Annotated in this window: 18 protein-coding genes and 1 pseudogene; 9 read left to right on the forward strand and 10 right to left on the reverse strand. The window is 69.4% G+C overall.

The features are described from left to right. The first annotated feature begins 29 nt into the window (after positions 1 to 29). A complete protein-coding gene (locus tag N2M23_RS19815) occupies positions 30 to 926 on the forward strand; it encodes a M23 family metallopeptidase (RefSeq protein ID WP_265447965.1) in 897 nt (298 codons plus the stop codon). A 405-nt stretch (positions 927 to 1,331) separates the two neighbouring features. Here N2M23_RS19815 and N2M23_RS19820 read toward each other — a convergent pair whose 3' ends face one another. The 6 genes from N2M23_RS19820 to N2M23_RS19845 form a co-directional block, all read right to left on the reverse strand. Then, positions 1,332 to 2,387, reverse strand: a complete 1,056-nt coding sequence (locus tag N2M23_RS19820) for an HNH endonuclease signature motif containing protein (RefSeq protein WP_265447967.1) — start codon at positions 2,385 to 2,387, stop codon at positions 1,332 to 1,334. 31 nt (positions 2,388 to 2,418) lie between these two features. Continuing rightward, positions 2,419 to 3,096, reverse strand: coding sequence for a hypothetical protein (locus tag N2M23_RS19825; protein WP_265447969.1), 678 nt, complete (start codon positions 3,094 to 3,096; stop codon positions 2,419 to 2,421). A gap of 543 nt (positions 3,097 to 3,639) precedes the next feature. Continuing rightward, positions 3,640 to 3,819, reverse strand: coding sequence for a hypothetical protein (locus N2M23_RS19830; RefSeq protein ID WP_265447971.1), 180 nt, complete (start codon positions 3,817 to 3,819; stop codon positions 3,640 to 3,642). 445 nt (positions 3,820 to 4,264) lie between these two features. After that, positions 4,265 to 6,676, reverse strand: coding sequence for a DNA helicase PcrA (pcrA, locus tag N2M23_RS19835; protein ID WP_265447972.1), 2,412 nt, complete (start codon positions 6,674 to 6,676; stop codon positions 4,265 to 4,267). 74 nt (positions 6,677 to 6,750) lie between these two features. Further along, on the reverse strand, positions 6,751 to 7,080 hold the full coding sequence (locus N2M23_RS19840; protein WP_265447973.1) for a TfoX/Sxy family protein: 330 nt from the start codon (positions 7,078 to 7,080) through the stop codon (positions 6,751 to 6,753). Next, on the reverse strand, positions 7,070 to 8,266 hold the full coding sequence (locus tag N2M23_RS19845) for an MFS transporter (protein ID WP_265447974.1): 1,197 nt from the start codon (positions 8,264 to 8,266) through the stop codon (positions 7,070 to 7,072). Before N2M23_RS19845 ends, N2M23_RS19840 begins: the two co-directional genes overlap by 11 nt. 92 nt (positions 8,267 to 8,358) lie before the next feature. Here N2M23_RS19845 and N2M23_RS19850 point away from each other — a divergent pair, with 92 nt between their 5' ends. Both N2M23_RS19850 and N2M23_RS19855 read left to right on the forward strand, forming a co-directional pair. Beyond that, positions 8,359 to 8,958 (forward strand): TetR/AcrR family transcriptional regulator, encoded by a 600-nt coding sequence (locus tag N2M23_RS19850; RefSeq protein WP_265447975.1) that lies wholly within the window; start codon positions 8,359 to 8,361, stop codon positions 8,956 to 8,958. Continuing rightward, complete coding sequence (locus tag N2M23_RS19855) at positions 8,955 to 9,509, forward strand: GNAT family N-acetyltransferase (protein WP_265447977.1); 555 nt, start codon at positions 8,955 to 8,957, stop codon at positions 9,507 to 9,509. The genes N2M23_RS19850 and N2M23_RS19855 overlap by 4 nt, the downstream gene beginning before the upstream one ends. Here the strand turns inward: N2M23_RS19855 and N2M23_RS19860 are convergent. After that, a pseudogene (locus tag N2M23_RS19860) lies at positions 9,490 to 10,271 on the reverse strand (exodeoxyribonuclease III). The gene N2M23_RS19855 and the pseudogene N2M23_RS19860 sit on opposite strands and share 20 nt — an antisense overlap. On the opposite strand from N2M23_RS19860, the gene N2M23_RS19865 reads away from it, so the two are divergent. Next, positions 10,240 to 11,685: a serine hydrolase domain-containing protein gene (locus N2M23_RS19865; RefSeq protein ID WP_265447978.1), complete on the forward strand. Its 1,446-nt coding sequence runs from the start codon at positions 10,240 to 10,242 to the stop codon at positions 11,683 to 11,685. The pseudogene N2M23_RS19860 and the gene N2M23_RS19865 sit on opposite strands and share 32 nt — an antisense overlap. A 7-nt stretch (positions 11,686 to 11,692) precedes the next feature. Next, positions 11,693 to 12,343 carry a DedA family protein gene (locus N2M23_RS19870; RefSeq protein WP_265447979.1) on the forward strand — a complete coding sequence of 217 codons (651 nt, stop codon included), beginning with the start codon at positions 11,693 to 11,695 and terminating at the stop codon, positions 12,341 to 12,343. 629 nt (positions 12,344 to 12,972) lie between these two features. On the opposite strand, the gene N2M23_RS19875 is transcribed toward N2M23_RS19870, so the two are convergent. Then, entirely contained in the window at positions 12,973 to 13,635 is a 663-nt protein-coding gene (locus tag N2M23_RS19875; protein WP_265447981.1) for a LuxR C-terminal-related transcriptional regulator, read from the reverse strand. After that, positions 13,632 to 14,873 (reverse strand): ATP-binding protein, encoded by a 1,242-nt coding sequence (locus N2M23_RS19880; RefSeq protein WP_265447983.1) that lies wholly within the window; start codon positions 14,871 to 14,873, stop codon positions 13,632 to 13,634. The genes N2M23_RS19875 and N2M23_RS19880 overlap by 4 nt, the downstream gene beginning before the upstream one ends. Positions 14,874 to 14,999: 126 nt before the next feature. Between N2M23_RS19880 and N2M23_RS19885 the strand changes: the two genes are divergently transcribed. Next, complete coding sequence (locus N2M23_RS19885) at positions 15,000 to 16,373, forward strand: PspC domain-containing protein (protein ID WP_265447985.1); 1,374 nt, start codon at positions 15,000 to 15,002, stop codon at positions 16,371 to 16,373. Next, the gene (locus N2M23_RS19890) at positions 16,370 to 16,666 is read left to right on the forward strand and encodes a hypothetical protein (RefSeq protein WP_265447986.1); all 297 of its coding nucleotides are present in this window, start codon (positions 16,370 to 16,372) and stop codon (positions 16,664 to 16,666) included. Before N2M23_RS19885 ends, N2M23_RS19890 begins: the two co-directional genes overlap by 4 nt. 5 nt (positions 16,667 to 16,671) lie before the next feature. Here the strand turns inward: N2M23_RS19890 and N2M23_RS19895 are convergent, their stop codons facing one another. After that, the gene (locus N2M23_RS19895) at positions 16,672 to 17,769 is read right to left on the reverse strand and encodes a glycosyltransferase family 4 protein (RefSeq protein WP_265447987.1); all 1,098 of its coding nucleotides are present in this window, start codon (positions 17,767 to 17,769) and stop codon (positions 16,672 to 16,674) included. A 159-nt stretch (positions 17,770 to 17,928) separates the two neighbouring features. Between N2M23_RS19895 and N2M23_RS19900 the strand changes: the two genes are divergently transcribed. Then, a complete protein-coding gene (locus N2M23_RS19900; RefSeq protein ID WP_265447989.1) occupies positions 17,929 to 18,747 on the forward strand; it encodes a PIG-L family deacetylase in 819 nt (272 codons plus the stop codon). Continuing rightward, positions 18,744 to 19,892: a lysylphosphatidylglycerol synthase transmembrane domain-containing protein gene (locus N2M23_RS19905; RefSeq protein WP_265447991.1), complete on the forward strand. Its 1,149-nt coding sequence runs from the start codon at positions 18,744 to 18,746 to the stop codon at positions 19,890 to 19,892. Before N2M23_RS19900 ends, N2M23_RS19905 begins: the two co-directional genes overlap by 4 nt. Positions 19,893 to 19,897 lie beyond the last annotated feature (5 nt).

The raw sequence follows: 19,897 nt of genomic DNA on the forward strand, positions 1-19,897 counted from the left end.
CGCGACATCTTCGACGGTGAGAGCGCTCGATGACCCGCTACGAGGGTCGGCACCGCGCGGGTGCCGCTGGGCATCGCGCGGGACGGTCCGGCGGTCGCCACCGGGCGGTGGCGACGAGTTCGCGGACAGTCGGTCGGATCGTCGTGCCGGTCGGCATCGCAGCCGCGACCGTTGCGGCGGGCGGTGCGGCAATCGCCGGCGTGAACCCCTTACAACTCGGCAGTGGCAGCCTGCTCGCCGCGGGCACTCGCTCGGCGGGCAGTCAACCTGCCGACCCTCGGCCCCGTCTGACGTCGGTGGCGGCAACCGCCGGGCAACCGACTCCCGCGCAGTCGGCTGCCATGACCAGCGCCGAGGTCGCCGACCGCTCACTGCCGGGCAGCGCCTCCCGTGGCTCCGGCCGGCCACCGCTGCGGACGCCAGGGAAGTCGACGCAGGCTACCGGCCGGTCGAGCGCGTCACCCTCGACGGAGCCAGCTGCGCGCACATCTGCGTCGTCGAGTTCGAGCAAGCCCGCACCGGAGTGGGTGTGCGCGACGCGCAGCTGCTCCGCGCCGATGGTTTCCGGTTTCGGCGGCAGAGTCTCCCCCGGAGGGATTGGCTCTACCAACCACCAGGGCGACGACTTCGCCGTGCCGCTCGGCACCCCGCTGGTTGCGATGCGAGCCGGAACGGTCGTGTCGGCAGGCCCGGTCGAGGGATTGGGCGTGCACGTCGTTGTCGACTACGGCGAGGGCACCCAGATCGTCTACGGCCACATGTCGAGCGTCGTCGTGTATGCCGGTCAGCGCGTCGCTCAGGGGCAGTTGGTGGGTTACTCCGGCAACACCGGCAACTCGACCGGCCCGCACCTGCATCTCGAGGTGCACCTGGGCGGCACCGCGGTCGACCCGGCGCCGTGGTTGCGGGCCCGCGGCATCTTCTAGTCGGAGTGCCGGCCCCGTCGTGCGGGCTGCCTGATGCGCGGGATGCCGGCTGCCCAAACTGTGGCCAGCACCAGTCCAACCCGAAGGCGTTGCTGTGCTGTGCGTACTTGTGAAGATTGCCCAGGAACACCAGCACGAAGAAGAGGGGGCAGGCCGAGACCGACCTTTCGGCGCTCCCGTGGCAGCAGCCAGCACGCTGCCCCGACCCCAGCTCGACCACTCCCGACCCGAGCACCGTCGCGGCCGGTGAACCCGGAATCCATTGCGGCACCAGCTTTTCGAACTCTTCGCGTCCGACCGTGAGATGCAGCACCCCGGCGCCGATCATGAAGAGGCCGAGCCCCTTCCCACGCTGATCGAGTAGGCCGAGCCGCTAGGCGAGGCCGTATCGAGATCAGCGGCCTGTTAGTCGGCGGGGTGGGTGGTGTAGACGTGTCCGGCGGGGCTGGTCCAGGTGCAGGTGCCATCAGTTGTCATGGTGACGGTCCAGCCGGTTTCGTGTTTGGCGCGGTGGTGGTGTCGGCAGAGGCATTGCAGGTTGTGGGCTGCGGTCGGACCGTCGGGGTAGGGGGTGATGTGGTCGAGGTCGGTGAGTGTTGCCGGTCGGGTGCAGCCGGGGAATCGGCAGTGTTGGTCGCGGGCCCGGACGAATCGTGCCAGGCGGGCGCCGGGGGTGTAGGTCTGGTTGGCGGTTTCGGCCACCGTGCCGGTGTCGGCGTTGACCAGGGCGCGGGTGAGTTTGGTGCCGAGCAGGCTGGTGAGTTCGCGGATCACGGTCGCGGGGATGACCCCGACACCGGGGACGTGGACGTCGCCGGGCCGGTACCGCGCGGGGTTCGCGGTGGGGGCGGGAGTTTCGCGGGGTGTGGACTGCTGGGAGCGGATCCGATCGGGTGGTGGTCGGGTGCCAGTGCGGAGCGCGGCTTCGAGCACCTTGGCTTTGAGTTGGCGTTCGGCCTCACTGATCGGGCGGCAACTGGTCGGGCGGCAGGTGTCGAGGTCGAGGACGACCGAGTTGATCGGGAGTATGAACTCAGGCGGACCGGGCGGTCGTGCCTTCGATGTCCACGCGCCGACTGCTCCGGGTGTCGCGTCGGTTGCTGCTGTGTCGTCGATGATGCTCGGCCGGTCCAGCACGCCGACCCCGCCGCCCACGCCCGTGCCGGTTGCGTCACTCGTGCCCGTCGCACGGTGGCGGCCGTGCGCTTCGGTCCCGTCAGTGCCGGCCTCCGGACTCGTGTTTGTGGACGCGGCGGTAGCCGGGTGGAACGGCACGTGCAGGACGAGTTCGGTGGTCACGTGCGCGTTGGACAACAGCAGGTCGGTGAGGGCGTCGACCCGGCACTCGCCCAATGTTTTGGTCGTCGTGGTTGTCTCGTGCAGGGTCTTTGCGTGCGTGTTGATTGCGGTGATGAGTTGCGCCGCGTCCAACGCGGGCAGGACGGCGGTGAGGGTGGACATGCCTGGTTCCCACTGGGGTGCGACGGTCACATCAGTGCAGTCTCGTCGTCGTGCCGCCGCAGCGTGGTCGGACGCGACCGGTGCGTGCTGGGTCAGTAGGCGCCCGGGTGCGGCGGCGCAGTTTCGTCGATGTTGAGGTCTCCGGGGTGCTGGCGAGGATCTCGGTCTGGATTGCGTCGGTGATCTTCGCGGCCAACCCCGGTGTGTGGGGTTCGTCAGCTGATTCCAGGGTGCTGGCGGTGTCGGCGAGGGTGTCGCTGACCGCGATCACTTTCCGCGCCTCCAACTCGCCGGTGCCGGCGTGGTCGACCAAGCGGGGCGTGTAGCGGACACTCTCGGTCGCTTGGGTGAGTCGCAGGCTGGTTTGCCGGTCGGTCCATCCCAGGCGGGCACCGACTTCCAACGGTGTCCAGGTGTCGGGGTGGTGCGGGTGTTTGTCGTATTCGCGTTGCGCGAGTTGGTCCAGCCGCAGGGTTTGGGTGGCCCAGGCGGAGTTTTGCACCTGTTGGGTGGCGAGCACCTGATCGAGCAACTCGCCATCCGAAAGACCCGTGCCGCCGCCTGGTGTGCCGTCGCCCTGTGTGCTGTTGGCGTCGTGGCGGGCGTTGTTGAACGCGGCGCGGAGCAGCGTGTGTGCTGCCTGCAGGAGTTCGCTGGTGGTGGCAGCGGTGATCACCTGGCCGGTGAGTGCCTGCTGCAGCTGGGACATGCGTCAATCATACACGTGTTCGATGTGGTTGGGAAGGGTGAACAAGGCTGAATCGTGAGTGTTTCCAGTGTGATTCGTGGAATCGAGCGGGGGTTGTCAGCGCCGGGTGGGATGGTGTTGCGTGGTGGGGTGGTCTCGATACGGGCTCCCCCGCTTCGCTCCTCCGCCCTACTCGACCATCCCCCGACGGCCCCAAGGGCTTTGCTGCTTCGCCCTACTCGACCACCGCCAACGGGAGGTTGCAGAAGGGGCACGATCGGGTGCGTGGCGAGATCTCTGAGCGGGGCGAGGGGCCGCGTGAGCGGCCCTATGCAGCGAAGCGGAGCGCTAGCGGAGCGAAGCGGAGTGAGGCCGCGAGGGCGGTCCCTCGTCCCGCGGCACCCGCGTTGATCCCGCGGCGAGCGTTGGCCCCGTCGACGCGCGACCAGAGGCTCTCCTGGCGCCGGCCGACAGACCGGCAGACGGCCCGCAGACGGCTGGCAGACGGCCCGCAGGCGACCTCCGCCCAATGGCTCAGGGAGATCCTCAGCTACCGGCGAGAAGTCACATCCGGCCGGTCGGACCTGGCCGGTCGAGCCCGGCTGGCCACCATGCGGCCAGCAGCCCCGCCGGCTCCGCCCCCGGGCCGAGCGAGCGACGTCCGGGTGCGGCCACGATGCGGCAGCCCGTGAGTTCGACATCGACCACCTCGAACCCGGACTTGCCCGAGTAGCGGAAGTACACGCGCGCGCTGCCCGCGAAGCCCGCGGGGCAGCTGACCGGGCCATCGGGCAGAACGCTCGCTCGACGCACTGAGGTCGCAAGCCGAATAGCGCGCGCATGGGTTAATTCGCCTCTGACCGAGCGACATTGGTCACGCATCGAGCAGCGCCGCCAGAGCACGGTCGCCGCGGCGGGGTCAGCGTCGACAGTCACCGCTGCCGTGCCGTCACCAGCCGGCACTGCCGCCGACATGGACGACACCCAGACGGCCCTCCGCGGCGTCTCGGGCCGGTGCACGAAGTGGAGCACCCCCGCGCCGACCGCGTATGACGCAGCACACGCACAAAGCACCACCGCGACGAGGCCGAGCGTCGGCCGCCTACCCAGTCGCTCATTCAGCCAGGATGAGAACCTCACACCTTCTCTACTCCGCCCGCTAGCCGAAGGTTGCCTACCGGAGCGCGGGTCAGAGCTTCTCGACCGGCGCGTAGCGCAGCAGCAGCCGCTTCACCCCGGTGTCGCCACCGAAGTCGATGTGCGCCATCGCCCGGTCACCTTGCCCCTCAACCCGGACGACCGTGCCCAGGCCGAATGAGTCGTGGGTGACCCGGTCGCCCGAATCCAGCGCAATGACAGGCCGATTCCCGGGACTGCGCACACCCGGTTTTGCGGCCAGGCGAGCCACCGCAGGAGTCGACGACGGGCGCGTCGCCGTCGTCGTGGTGCGTTGCCAGTCGATGAGCGACGACGGGATCTCGTCGAGGAAGCGCGACGGCGGGTTGTATTGCGGCGCGCCCCACGCCGACCGCACCTCCGCACGCGACAGGTGCAGCCGCTCTCGTGCACGGGTGATGCCGACATACGCCAGTCGGCGCTCCTCCTCCAGCTCCTTCGGGTCGCCGAGCGCCCGCATGTGTGGGAAGGTGCCGTCCTCCATGCCGGTGAGGAAGACGACCGGGAACTCCAACCCCTTCGCGGTGTGCAACGTCATCATCGTGACGACACCGGTCTCCTCGCCCTCCTCGTCCGGGATCTCGTCGGTGTCCGCCACCAACGACACCTGCTCAAGGAAGTCCTCGAGCGAGCCGCCGGGGTAGTTTTCGTCGAATTCCTGTGCCACGGCTACGAGTTCGGCGAGGTTCTCCACCCGAGTCTCGTCCTGCGGGTCCGGACTGCGCCGCAACTCCGACAGGTAGCCGGACTGGTCGAGGATTGCTTCGAGCAGGTCACCGACCCCCGTGTCATCGGCCTCGTGCACCTGCCGCAGCGATTCCAGCAAGGCGGTGAACGCGTTGATCGATGTCACCGAACGAGTAGCGATACCAGGCGCATCCGCCGCCCGGCCCAACGCCGCGACGAACGGGATACGCTCCCGCTCGGCCAGCGCGGACACGCATGCCTCGGCGCGGTCGCCGATGCCACGCTTGGGCACGTTGAGAATGCGTCGCAGGTTGACGGTGTCGGCCGGGTTGGACACCACGCGCAGGTAGGCCAGCGCGTCCTTGACCTCACGGCGCTCGTAGAAGCGGGTCCCGCCGACGACCTTGTAGGGCAGCCCCACTCGCACGAAAACCTCTTCCAATGCTCGGGATTGGGCATTGGTGCGGTAGAAGACCGCGACGTCCTTCGGCTTCACGCCCTGCTCGTCGCCAAGCTGGTCGATCGTGCGCGCGACGAACGCCGCCTCGTCGTGCTCGGAGTCCCCGACATACCCGACGATCTGCTCGCCGGCACCTTGATCCGACCAGAGGTTCTTGGGGCGACGGTCGGGGTTCTTGGCGATCACCGCGTTGGCGGCCTGCAGGATGTTCTGCGTCGATCGGTAGTTCTGCTCCAGCAGGATCGTGCGCGCGTCGGGGTAGTCCTTCTCGAACTCCACGATGTTGCGGATCGTCGCGCCACGAAATGCGTAGATCGACTGGTCGGCATCACCCACCACGCACAGCTCGGCGGGCGGCACCTCCCCCAGCGCCTCGTCCGGAACACCATGTCCGACAAGCTCTTTGACCAACACATACTGCGCGTGGTTGGTGTCCTGATATTCGTCGACCAGCACGTGCCGGAAGCGACGACGGTAGTGCTCGGCGACGTCCGGGAAAGCCTGGAGGATGTTGACGGTCATCATGATGATGTCGTCGAAGTCGAGCGCGTTGGCCTGCCGCAGCCGCCGCTGGTATGACGCATAGGCCTCGGCAAGCATGCGCTCCTGGTGAGTGCCCTCGGAAACCTGTGTGCTGTAAGCCTCTTCGTCGATGAGTTCGTTCTTGAGATTGCTGACCTGATGGCTGAACGACCGCGGGGGGAAGCGCTTGGGATCCAGGTCGAGGTCGCGCATCACCAGCGCCATCATGCGCTGGCTGTCGGCGGCGTCGTAGATCGAGAAGGTCGACTTCAGCCCCACCTTGGTGGCCTCGCGGCGCAGGATGCGCACACAGGCGGAGTGGAAGGTGGAGACCCACATCGTCCGGGCGACTCCCCCGACCAGCCCCTCGACGCGCTCGCGCATCTCGGCGGCGGCCTTGTTGGTGAAGGTGATTGCCAGAATCTGCCCGGGCTGCACGTGGCGGGCAGCCATCAGGTAGGCGATGCGGTGGGTCAGCACACGGGTCTTGCCGGAGCCGGCACCGGCGACGATCAGCAGCGGCGAACCCTCGTGCAGCACGGCCTCGCGCTGCTGCGGGTTGAGGCCTTCGACCAGGCTCTCCGGCCGCGCCATGGACGGGCCGGCCGGGCCCGCCGCGTCGGTGGCCGCGGGCGCCGAGCCGCCCAGGCTCGCCCACGTCGGCACGCCCCGTGCGTCGACGTCGGTGGGCACGGTGGCGGACGCGGCGTCCGCCGGCAGTCCGGGCAGAGGGATGTCGTCGAAGAGGCTGCTCATGTCGGTGCTCAAGCCTACGTGCCGCCACCGACGGCGACCGGGTCGCCGGTCACCCGGCCCTCACGCCGCCCGAGTCACTTCGGCGGCAGCGTGCGCGCGTACTCAAGCGCCCGGTCCAGCCACTGCGCCAATCCGTCGTCGTCCAGGCGCGCACCGTCGACGACCACCCAGCCGGCGAGTTCCTTGCCGCGCATGACCATCGGCGAGACGCCCTCCTGGGCGAGCAGCGCGTCGATGTCCTCCGGGTCGACCCGAGCCATCAGCGCACCCTTGCGGTTGGCGGCAACGGCCATCCGACCGCCGACCAGGAAGGCCAGGCCGCCGAACATCCGCTTGTCGGTCACGTCGAGTTCATCGACGACCTGTGCGCGGATGCGCTCGACGAGAGCTTCGTCATACGCCATGCCCCTCATGCTGCCGCACCGCGAGCGCCGCGGCCAGCAGAACCAGAACTACCTCGAGCGCCCCGTAGCCGACCAGGGTCGGCCGCAGCCCCCACACCTGTACGGCGAGGCCCGCCAGCACCGCCGGCACGCTAAACGCGGTGTAGTTGAGCACGAAAACGGTCGCGAACGTCTGCGCCCGACTGTGCGGCGGGGTCGCGGCGACAATCGCGCCCATCGCGACGAGGAAGGTGATGCCGAAGCCGGCGCCGGCGACGAGCGAGCCCGCGAGGTAGACGGGCAGCGACGCGGCGAGGACGCCGATCACGGTGATCGCAACTCCCCCGCCCAGCAGAGTCAGCCCGACGGCTCGGCGGTGCGGCGCGCGGATCCGCCCCGCGACCAGCAGCGAAAAGGCGGCCGGCACGAAGAACCCGGCCAGCACGAGTCCGACGACGAAATGGTTGGTGACGCCGAGCAGCTTGGCGAGCACGGACGAACCGAGCGACAGGTAGAGACCGCCGAGCGCCCAGGTGGCGACGAACGCCGGCACCAGGCCGGCGAGCACCGGCCGCGTCTGCGGTGCGATCCCGAGGCTCGGTCGCAGACTGCGCAGCAGGACCGTCATCGGCGGACGTGGTGCGTCGCGTTCCTCCGGCACGTACAGCAGCGCGATCGCCAGCACCGCGTATGCCGCGAGCAGCACCCAGTAGACGAGATATCTCGGCCACGGCGCGTACTCCACGAGCGCGCCGGCCAGCGCGGCCCCGACACCGAGCCCGAACGACGGAGCGCCGGTGCTCACCATCGACCCGCGCTGCGGGCTCGGCGCCAGGTCGACGATCAACGCGCTCACGGCCCCGGTCATTGCCCCCGTCGCGACGCCCTGCACAATCCGCGCGAGCAGGAGGCTTGCGGTGCCGGAGGCGTGGACGAAGAGCAGCATCCCGATCGCGAGCAGCACCATGCCGCCGATCAGGATCGGCCGCCGGCCGACGTGGTCGGGCAGCGAGCCGACCGTGAGCAGCGTCGCGAGGAGCGCCACGACATACACCGCGAAGATCACGGTGAGCGTGAAAGCCGAGAAACCCCAAAGCTGTTGGTAGATCGGGTACAGCGGGGAGGGCGCCGCCGCAGCCGCCATCATCCCGACCATCGTCAGTCCCGCGACGACAAAGCCACCAGGCCGGGAGAGCCGGACCGACATACGCAACCTCACTAATTGCAACGAACATTGCTTTAGAGACGAGAGTACGCCGTGCTCAGACTAATGCAAATTGAACTGCAATAATGGCGGGTATGGCGACCAAGACTCCAGAGATCCGGCGCCGCCCGGGCGGCCGGAGCGCGCGCGTGCAGAACGCCGTCTACGACGCCGTCGGCGAACTCATGGCACGCGAGCGCCCCGACCACATCACGATCCCGATGGTGGCCGAGCGTGCCGGCGTCAACCCGACCAGCGTCTATCGACGGTGGGGTGACATCGACGCACTGCTCGAGGAGGTCGCGGTTGCGGCGTTCACCCGCGATGACGACGAGGTCCCGGACACCGGGACGTTCTCCGGCGACCTGCGCGAATGGGCACTGGTGATCTCGCGCGACATCAGCAGGGCACACCGCACGCGCTATCTGCGCGCTCTGGTCTCGGCGCGCGACGGACAGGTCGAGCAGTGCCCGTGCTGGACCAGTCGCCAGGAGCAACTTGCCGAGATGATCGTTCGAGCCCGCGCTCGGGACGAGTCCACCCCAGGCGTCGAGCAGGTGCTCAACCATGTCATCGCACCGCTCTACCACCATGTCGTCTTCGGCCTGGCGGTCGACGACGGTTTCGCACAGCGACTCGTGGGCGACGTGCTCTCGATGGCGCCGCGCCACGAATCCGCAAGAGCTGCAAAATGATTCGACTGATCCTGCCCACCGCGCGGCTGCGCGAGAGCTTCCTGGAGAGCCTGTTCGAATTCGAGTCGCCCGCGGCCCGGCACGGCTACGGCACCCGCAGCACGAGCGACGAACAGTTGCAGGACCCGTCGGGCTTCGCCGACTGGCTCGCACAGCGAGAGGCGTATGCCGACCCGACCACCCAGATGCCGGAAGGCCTGGTGCACGACACCGTCTTCTGGATCGTCGACGACACCGCGCCCGATCGGGTGCTCGGCTCGCTATCGCTTCGTCACGAGCTCAACGAGGCGCTCACCATGGTCGGCGGCCACATCGGCTACGGCGTGCGCCCCTCGGCTCGCCAGCGTGGAGTCGCGACGCAGGCGCTGCGGCTTGCCCTGGATGAGGCCAAAAGCCTTGGCCTGCAACGGGTTCTGCTCACCTGCGACGAGGACAACCCGGCCTCGGCGCGGACCATTGAGCGCTGCGGCGGAGTGCGCGACGAGGCACCCGACGGGATTCGTCGCTACTGGATCGAGCTTTCCAGCCCGCTCAGTCGTGGTCGACGATGACCGCGGCATGGTCGCTCCACCTCTGGTCGTATGACGCAGCTCGTCCGATCGTGACGGCCCCTGCCCGAACAGCCAGCGACGGCGACTCCAGCACGTAGTCGATCCGCCAGCCGGCGTCGTTGTCGAATGCCTTTCCCCGCCACGACCACCAGGTGTACGGGCCGTCGACGTCCCCTGCATGCACCCGGGTGACGTCGACCCAACCGTCCGCGAGCCAGCGGTCGAGGTAGGCCTGCTCGTCGGGGAGGAAACCTGCCTTGCCGCGATTTCCCTTCCAGTTCTTGAGGTCTCGCGTGGTGTGACAGACGTTGAAGTCCCCGGTCGCCGCCGCCGAGCGGTCCCCGAGCGCCGCCAACCGCTCTCCCATCGCCGCGAGGAAGGCGAACTTCTCGTCCTGCTTCGGCGTGCCCGCTTCGCCGGTGTGCACGTATGCCGAGGCAACCGTCACCGCGCCGCCCGGCGCGTCGATGTCGGCCTCGACCCAACGACCCTGCTCCTCGAAGCCGGGCAATCCCACCCGCACCGCGATGATCTCGTGCGCACTGAGCACCGCGACCCCGGCCCGACCGGCCGCGGACGACGGTGCGTGCGCGATCTGCCAGTCGCGAACTTCGAGTCCGCCAACGCAGCCTGCAATTGGTCGTCACCCGCTCGCACCTCCTGCAGGGTCAGCACGTCGGGCTCCTGCTCGGCCAGCCAGGTCAGGCCGCCGCGTCGCACGGCGGCGCGGATGCCGTTGACGTTCGCGGTGATGATGCGCATCGCCCGACTGTCTCATCCGTGGGTGGAGCGGGATCTGCCAGGATCGGGAGTCATGCAGTTCGAGGAACCCACCGATCGTCTGCTCGCCGCCCACCTGGCCGCGGCTCAACGCGCTGCCCGAGCCCCGTCGGTCGCAGCGGGTGTGCTCGCCGACGGGGCGCTCGCCTGGAGTGGTGCCGCCGGCCGGATCGACGGGCGCCCGGATGGCGAACCCGCCTCTCCCGCAACGCAATACCGGATTGGCTCGATCACCAAGACGTTCACCGCGGTATTGGCCCTTCGGCTCGTGCAGGACGGGCTGGTCGCACTCACCGATCCGATCGGCGATCACCTGCCGGAGCTTGCCGACACCCTGCCCGGCGTCCGGATCAGCGAATTGCTCACTCACGGCGCCGGACTGCCTGCCGAGACCGACGGCGACTGGTGGGAGCGCAGTCCCGGCCGCACCTGGGCGCAGTTGCTTCCGAGCATCCGGCAGATCCATCGACCGGGCCGCCGGTTCCACTACAGCAACTCCGGATTCGCGGTCCTCGGCGAGCTGGCGTCCCGGTTGCGTGGCCCCTCGTGGTCGGCACTGGTGCAGTCGCAAATCGTCGGGCCGCTCGGGATGACCCACACGTCATACGACCCCGGGCCGAACGCGGCTCCGGGACTCGCGGTCCACCCCTATGCCGACCTGCTGCACGACGAGCCGGCCACCGACACCCTGGCGATGGCACCGGCCGGACAGCTCTGGTCGACGGTCGGTGACCTCGCGAAGTTCGCGACCTTCCTCGCCCGCGGCAACGCCGACGTGCTCGGCGACGAGCTCCGGCGCGAGATGCAGGTGCCGGCCCTGATCAACGACGCACCCGGTGAAAGCTGGTCGCGCGCTTACGGTTTCGGCCTCGACATCGTCAACCGGGACGGCGTGCGATACATCGGTCACGGCGGCTCGATGCCCGGCCACCAGGCGGTGATCCGGGTCGACCCGGAGACCGGGGACGGGGTGGTGCTGCTGGTCAACAACACCGCCGGGCTCGGCATCGACCCGCTCGGGCTGCTCGACCTCGCCCGCCGGCACAGCCCGCGCAGGACACCGGAGTGGACGGCCGCCGCGCCCGCGGATCGTGCGACGGCAGCCGCTTTGACCGGCACCTGGTTCTGGGGCCCCCGCCCGCACACCGTGACTTCTCACGGCGACGGCACCCTGCGGCTGCTGCCGGTGGGTGGCAACGGCCGCGGTTCCAGCTTCGTGCCCGCCGCCGACGGGGCGTGGGTCGGCGTCGACGAATACTTTGCCGGCGAACGACTGACAGCGTTGCCGTCACCGCAGGAACCGACTCACCTCGACGTCGCGGGCTTCCGTTTCAGCCGGACACCGTACGATCCCCGGGCAGACATCCCCGGAGGTACCGGGGACGGCTGGCGTTAGGACTGACATGGAGCACTGGCTGACGACGATTCCACCGTTCGCGGTCTACCTCCTCGCCGGGCTCACCGTCGGCATCGAGAGCCTCGGCATACCGGTGCCGGGTGAGATCGTCCTGGTCGCGGCGGCGGTGATGTCGTCCAAGCACGAGTTGTCGATCAGCCCGCACGGCATCGCGATCGCCGCGGTGTGCGGCGCAGTCATCGGCGACACGATCGGCTACACGGTGGGCCGCCGCTACGGGCATCACCTGTTCGGATTCCTGGAGCGCAAGTTCCCGCACCACTTCAACAAGGACCTGATCGCCTACGCCGAGCACGTCTTCCACCGCTGGGGGATGCTGGCGGTCTTCTTCGGCCGGTTCATCGCGCTGTTGCGCATCTTCGCCGGTCCGCTGTCAGGTTCACTGAAAATGCACTACCCGCGCTTCCTCACGGCCAACCTGGCCGGCGCCATCTGCTGGGCCGGTGGCACGACCTACCTGGTCTACTACCTCGGCAAGGCGGCCGAGAAGTACCTCAAGGACTTCTCGTATGTCGGCCTCGGCGTCGCGCTCCTCTTCGGCCTCGCGCTGTCGACGGTCCTGCGGCGCAAGCTCCAGCGCAAGGTCGCGGAGTATGCCGAGCAGCGTCGCGCCGAGGAGGCGGCCCCGGCCGAGTAGCCCTCAGCGGCCGCCCCGCCGGACCAGATGGGCAATCCCCAAATGGCTGCCGGCACGACAACCATCACCGCACCCGCGATCACGAGCGTCCGGTCGTCGGAGTCCTGCGCGCCGCCGGCGACGTAGTCGACGTCCTTCTGCGCCATGACCCGCTTCGGGTTCCCGGGGTCGTAGACAACCTCGAACGGACAGCTGTAGCGCGAGTTCGCCTCGGGCCGGTGCCACCCCTCGGACAGCGAGGTGCCCGGATCGTCTTGCGGGTAGATGTCGCGCAGGTTGCTGGTCACCGTCGTGCGCAGGTTGTTGTTGATCGGATAGGTCACCTGAAGGGCCCCCACCACCGGGCCGTCCTCCCCCTCGACGATGTGTGCCCGGCAGTTGAACGCGACCGACTGGCGCCCTCGCTCCTGCAACGCGTTCGCCGGGATGTGTCATGCGTCAGCAGGCTCACCCCGCCCGCGATCAGCGACGCGGCGCCGAGCACGAATATGCAGATGAGCAACACCCAGCCCATGCAACCCAGCCAGCCGAGGCAGCCGGAGTTGTCCTCCGCGTCCTCCAGGTCCGGTTTGCTCAGGTCGACCCCATCACCCATGACTCCCCCTGCATGGTCCCGCCGCTACTCCCCCTCAGAGCAAGCGACGCTGCATCGCCCAGCTGGTCAGCTCGTGCCGCGACGACAGTTGCAGCTTACGCAGCACCGACGACACATGTGTCTCAACGGTCTTCACCGAGATGAAGAGTTCCTTGGCGACTTCCTTGTATTGGTAGCCACGCGCGATCAGCCGCATCACCTCGCGCTCGCGGGCGGACAACCGGTCGAGCTCCTCGTCGACCTCGGCAATCTCGCCGGCGGTCGCGCCGAACGCGTCGAGCACGAAACCGGCGAGCCGCGGGCTGAACACCGCGTCACCCTCCCCCACTCGATGTATGGCGGAAACCAGGTCATCCGGGCTGATGGTCTTGGTGACGTAGCCACGCGCGCCCGAACGGATCACCGCGATGACGTCCTCCGCCGCGTCCGACACCGACAGCGCGAGAAACCGCACCGGCGCTCCGGATTCGGTCTCGAGGCCGGCGCACCCGGTGATCACGTCCGACCCGCCGTTGCCGTTGCCGCCGGGCAGGTGCACATCCAGCAGCACGACGTCCGGCTTGGCCTGCCGGATCACCGTGATCGCCGCGTCGACGTCCGGCGCCTCGCCGACAACGGTCACCGAATCGTCGAGTTCGGCCTTCACCCCGGACCGGAACATCCGGTGGTCGTCCACCAGCACCACTCGTGCGGTCATCCGTTGCTCTCCTCGTGATTGCTGGGGCTTTCCGCGGCTCCGGTCATCCGCAGCCGCACCTCGGTGCCGTCGTCGCGCCGTCGTACCTCTGCCTCTCCGCCGTGCCGAGCCATCCTGCCGATGATCGACTCGCGCACCCCGAGCCGGTCGTCGGGCACGTCGTCGAGGTCGAAGCCGGTGCCGTGATCGCGCACGAACGCCTCGACCTCGCGCGGCCCGGCCTCCAGATAGACCGAGACCGGCGGCGCGCCGTGCCGCACCGCGTTGGCCAGCGCCTCGCGCAGAGCACGCACCAACGCGTGGCCGCTCTCGTCGAGCGGGCGGTCGCCGGTGACCACCAGATCGATCGGGGTGCCGTGCAGGGTCTCCACGTCGTGGGCCGCCTCGGTGACCGCGGACGCGAGCGTGCTGTCCGCCGATTCGTCCTGGGCGTAGAGCCAGCCCCGCAGCTCACGCTCCTGGGCGCGGGCAAGCAGTTGCACCGCCTGCGGATCGTCGGCGCGACGCTGGATCAACGCGAGGGTCTGCAGCACCGAATCGTGCAAATGCGCTGCGATGTCTGCCTTTTCGGTCGCCCGGATACGTTCGGCCTGCTCCTGCCGCAGCGAGTCGAAGAGTCGCGCGATGAACGGCGCCCCGAGGATCGCCGCACCGACCAGCACCACGAGCACCGCGATCGCCACGTCGCGCAGTCGGGTCAGTCCCCCGCCCTGCGACAGCAACAGGATCAGCCCGAACGCCGCGACCGCGACCCCGATCACCGTGCGGATCCGGGTCTCCCGGCGATCCTCGGCGCTCAACCACTGGCGCCGTTCGGAGCGATCCAGACGCGACCAGACCAGCACCAGGCCCGCGGCAATCACCAACAGCGGCAGGGTCAGGGAAAGGTGGCCCGCCGAACGGATGCCGCCGGACACGGCCAGTCCCCCGACGAGCAGCACGGGCAGCCCGATCAGCAGCAGCCGCCGTTTCGGCACCCGCTGCTGGGTCTTGTCGAACGGTGAGATCAACGGCGGCTTGTCGGTCTCCGGCATGGTGAGCCAGAGGAAGACATAGACCGGCAGCCCGAAGAGGAACAGCCCGGACAACGCGGTGAGCACCCGCAGGCTCTGCAACGGCACGCCGAGATGGGCACTGACCCCGGCACAGACGCCGGCGACCATCCGCCCGTTCGTCGGACGAGCGAGCGGCGGACGGTCCGGGCCCGTCCGCTCGGCTGCTCCTGCCACACCGCTCATGAGGTCCAGTCTGGCCCACGCGAGCGCGTGCTCCGAGCCATCGCAGCACGTTTCGGGGACGGCTCAGGGGGTCGTCAGGGTCGACCCGCATGGCAGTGCGTGCCTCGCCCCGACACATTGGTGGGTATGACGCAGCAAACGCTCCCGCACGACGGCGGCCACGGTGGAGGTCACGGCTCTGGACACGGCAGCGGCCGTGGCCACGCCGATGCGATTGACCGCCTCTTCACCGCGATCCGCGGCTTCGGCATCTCCCGTCGCCGCGACGGCAAGTGGTTCGGCGGCGTGTGCGCCGGCATCGCCGCCCGCTTCGGCGTCGACCCGCTCATCGTGCGGGCCGCGTTCCTCCTCGCGACGTTCCTGTTCGGAGTGGGTGTCCCGGCATACTTCCTGGCCTGGTCCTTGCTGCCGGACGACGACGGGCAGATCGTCGCCGAAAAGGCGCTGCGGCACGGCGACGCTTCGTCGATCGCGCTGTGCATCATCACCCTGCTGCTGATGTTCAGCGGATTCGGGCTGTTCTGGTCCTTCGGCTCCGGCTGGAACGTCGGCGGTCCGGCGATCGGCCTCGGCCTGCTGGCATGGGTCTTCCTCGCCTGGAACGGCAAGGGCCCGGGTGCACGCCGCGACGGCGAGTCGCGCCAGGAGTGGACCGACCGGCTCGGCGGCCAGCTGCGGGAGGCGGCGGCCGACCACCGGGTCCACCCGGACCGGACCTCGCCCGCGGACGCCGCCCCCACCCAATCGGTCGGCAACCGTGCGGCCGCTGCCGGTGTCGACCTGCGCAAACAGGGCGACAACCCGTTCTGGACTCCGCCGCCGGCTCCGATCCCGCCGGTCCCGGTCGCGCCGCCGGCACCCAAGCGCACGTCGATCGGCGCCGGACCGACCTTCGCAATCCTCGGAATCTCAGTGCTGGCAGGCGCTTTCACGGCCGCGATCCTGCTAGGCACCTCCCACGGCGACAGTGCCCTCCAAGTGGGCCTGGCCGCCGGGGTCGCCGTCGCGGCGCTCGCCCTGGTCATCGGGGGACTAGCGGGGCGCCGCGGCGGTGCACTCGGCCCGATCGCGTCGATGGTCGCGGTGCTGGCCGTCGTCACCTCCCTGGTGCCGAAGGGAATGCCGTGGACCGGTGAGATCGGTGACCAGCAGTGGCGCCCCACCTCGGTCGCCGCCGGCACCCAGCACAACTTCGCGCTCAAGGTCGGCACCGGCACCATCGACCTTTCCCGCATCGACCCGGCGGCCCTGCCGCAGAACACCACGTTGCACACCCGGGTCAATGTCGGGCAACTCAACATCGTCCCGCCCAAGGGCGTGACCCTGCAGGTGACGAGCGATGTCGATCTCGGTGGCATCAGCGTGCGGCAGTCGGGCAACACCGCGACCTACGGCGGGGTGCACACCAAGCGCACCGTGACCGTCGGCGACGGACCCAAGACCATCGACGTGCAGGCCCGGGTGGGCGTGGGCGACGTGGAGATCAAGGAAGCGAAATGAGCGACAACACGATGACTCAGCCTGTGCCGCAACCGATTCCGCCGCAAGGCGAAGCCAACACCGGCGTCAGCTCGCCCACCGTGATCCATGGTGTCGCGCTCCTCGTGATGTCGGCCGCCGTCGTGCTCTGGCGGCTGATCGACCACCCGGACTGGTCCTCACTCGGCATCTGGCTGGCGGTCGGCACCGGAGCCGCCTTCCTGCTGCTCGCAGGTCTTGCAGTAGGTGTCTCCCGCTGGCGTCGCAATCAGGAGTTCGAGCGCAAACTCGCGCAGACGCGCACCTGGGATTGATCGGCTCAGCCGGCGATCGCCCGCTCGTACTCGGCGATGACCGCCCCGACCACGTTCGACCAGTCGAGCCCAGGCCCCGCCTCCCGCGCGTATGACGAAAGGCCCGTGAGCAACCGATGATCTCCCGCGACTTGCACCAGCGCGCCGCGAAGTCCCGCGTCGTCGTCGACGAGCAGACCGGTGCGGTTGTCCTCGACGAACCCCGCGACGCCGCTGGCCCGCGGCGCGATCACTGGCAACCCGCTCGCCAATGCTTCGGCCGCGGCGATCCCGAAGGCCTCGAGCCGAGCGGGTGCGACATACACCTGGGCCGATCGGTAGAGCTCGCGGAGCTCGACCGGTGTGAGCCGGCCCGGCAGTGCGCACCAGGCGCCGCCCGTTGCGCCCGCAAGCCGCTCCAACCGCCCTCGCAGCGGCCCGTCCCCCGCGATGGTCAGCTGGATGTCGACACCGCTTGCCTCCCTGGCCCGCGCTACCGCGCTGACCAGCTCCAGCGGGCGCTTGCGGGCCGCGAGCCGCATCGCCGACACGACGCGCAGAGCACCCGGGCGACCGGCGCCGATGCCACCCGCCGGACTCCAGAACGACGCATCAATCCCGTTGGGCAGCAAGGCAACTCGCGCCCCGGCCGTGCGCCGGATCGGAGCTGCGGCGACCGGCGAGACGGCCGACAGGGCAGCGCCGCGGCGAGCCCACCGACGTGGGTAACCCAGCGCCCGCACCACGGGTTCGGCGCGCGCGGTGACGCTGTGCCAGGTCACCGCGACCGGGAGACCGAGACCGTGCGCGACCCGCACCCCGTCCATCGCGAACGGGCTGACCACCCCGAGATGGGCATGTACGACGTCGAACCCGCCGGTCCGCAGCGCAGCCCGCAGCGGTCGCGCCGCCGCGGGGTTGACGAGCCAGCCGCCGGGCAACTCCCGCGGCAGGCCGAGCCGGTGCACCGCGACCCCGTCGATCGGATCACCCGAGCCCGGCGTGATCGTGAAGACCTCCACCCGGTGACCGGCGGTCTGCAGCTGCGTCGCCAGCCCGTGCACCTGAGCCTCCATGCCGCCCAGCCTGGGCGGGTAGCAGTCGGAGACCAGCGCGATCCTCATGGCTCGTATTGTCCGTGTTCGACACGACACGACCTGCCGGGACGTCGGGAACTCATCGCACGATGCGCGAAGATGGCCACGGACGACACCGCGCCAGCGAAACCCGGACCACGACACGACCTGCCGGGACGTCGGGAACGACGCCCACGATGCGCGAAGATGGACCAGATGTCCCACACCCTGGTGGCCTTTCACGCGCACCCCGACGACGAGGCACTGTTGACCGCCGGCACGCTGGCCAAGGCCGCCGCGGCCGGACACCGCGTCGTGCTGGTGGTGGCGACCGATGGTGCGCTCGGGCTGACCACCGACGACCTGCGCGACGGCCTCGGCACGCGCCGGTTGATCGAGCTGGCTCGCAGCGCGACCGCGATGGGCGTGGCTCGCGTCATACATCTGGGGTATGCCGACTCCGGGATGACCGGCGAGATCCCCGCGGACCCGCCGGGCGGGCAGCGTTTCGGGCGGGCCACGACCGAGGATGCGGCGCAGCTGCTTGCCGCGATCCTGCGTGCGGAGCACGCCGACGTCCTGATGTCGTATGACGCGGCCGGCGGCTACGGGCACCGCGACCACGTCAAGGTGCACGAGGTCGGTGCCCGCGCCGCCGAGCTCGCTGGGACGCCCCGCGTCGTGGAGGCGACGGTGCCGCGCGAGTTGCTGACTCGGGTGATCCGCCTCGTGGGCCGCTTCTACCGCTTCCCGAGCGACTTCGACCTCGGCGTCTACGAGCGCGCCTTCACCCCGCGCGCGCAGGTCACGCACCGTGTCGACGTACGCCGCCAGATCCGCGCCAAACGGGCCGCGATGTCGGCGCATGCGTCGCAGGCGGCGGCCGACGACGGCGCCGACCGGACGCTGGCCCTGTTCCTCCGGATTCCGCGGCCGATCTATGATCTGGTATTCGGTCGGGAATGGTTCCGCGACCCTGCGCACACCGGTCCGGTGAGCGACGACATCTTTGCGGGGTTGCCATGAGGAGCTCGGGACGGCGTGCCGACGCGGCCGAGCACACCCGCAAGGTGCACATCGACGAGATCATCGCCGACAATCAAGCCGGCGGCGATGAGGACGGTGCGGACCCGGTGATGCCGAAGTTCAGTTGGCGGCTCGTGCTCAATGCGGTGCTCGGTCTCGGACTGGCCGCGGTGATCATCGTGCTGCTCCCGGTCGTCACCCAGACGTCCTGGGAGAAGATCGGCCACCACCTCAGCATGGTCGGGCCACGCACCTGCCTGGAGCTGTTCGGGCTCACCGTGCTCGGCCTCGCGGTCTACACCTTCACCCTGTCGGCGGCGCTGCCTGGCCTCTCGCATGTGAAGGCGTCAATCCTCAACGTGTCCGGCTCCGCGGTCAGCAACCTGCTGCCCGGCGGCGGTGCCGTCGGCATGGCCTCCAGTTACCTGATGCTGCGCTCCTGGGGTTTCGCCCGCCGCAACATCTCGACCGGGCTGATCGTCAGCGGCCTGTGGAATGTGCTGTTCCGGGTTGCCCTGCCGCTCGCCGGTATTGCGGCGGTCTCCTCCTCCACCGACGCGATGCCCAGCCTGGTGCGCCGCGGCGCATGGTGGGGCGGCATCATCGGGCTGCTCTTGCTGATCGGCTTCGTCGTCGCGTTGACCAGGCCGAGTTGGACCGCCTGGCTGGGCGGCCAGATCGATGACCGCTTCGGGCACCTGATCGCCCGCGTCCGGCGCGGCGACAACAAGGGCAAGCCGCTCAACGTCAAGCACATGCTGCTCGATCAGCGGGCCCGGATGAGCACGATCACCAAGCGTGGCTGGTTCCCGATGTCGCTCGGGGTGATCGGCCAGCTCGGCATCTGGTTCCTGTTGTTCTGGCGGGTGATGGACGCGGTCAACGTCAACCTGCCCGTCGCCGACCTCTTCGCGGCCTACGCGATCAGCCGGTTGATGACGGCCATCCCGATCACCCCGGGCGGCCTCGGCTTCACCGAGGTCAGCGCGTTCGGCATCCTGGTCACCTGGGGCGCGAGTCCGGCGGCGGCCACCGCGGGCGTCTTCGTCTTCATGGTGTTCACTCACCTGGCCGAGATCCCGCTCGGCGCGCTCGGCTGGCTGGCCTGGTGGACCTCGCCGAAGGTCGGCACGGCTCGCGCCTGAGGGCG

It is taken from the genome of Flexivirga meconopsidis (assembly GCF_026162425.1).
GTDB classification, from domain to species: Bacteria; Actinomycetota; Actinomycetes; order Actinomycetales; family Dermatophilaceae; genus Flexivirga; species Flexivirga meconopsidis.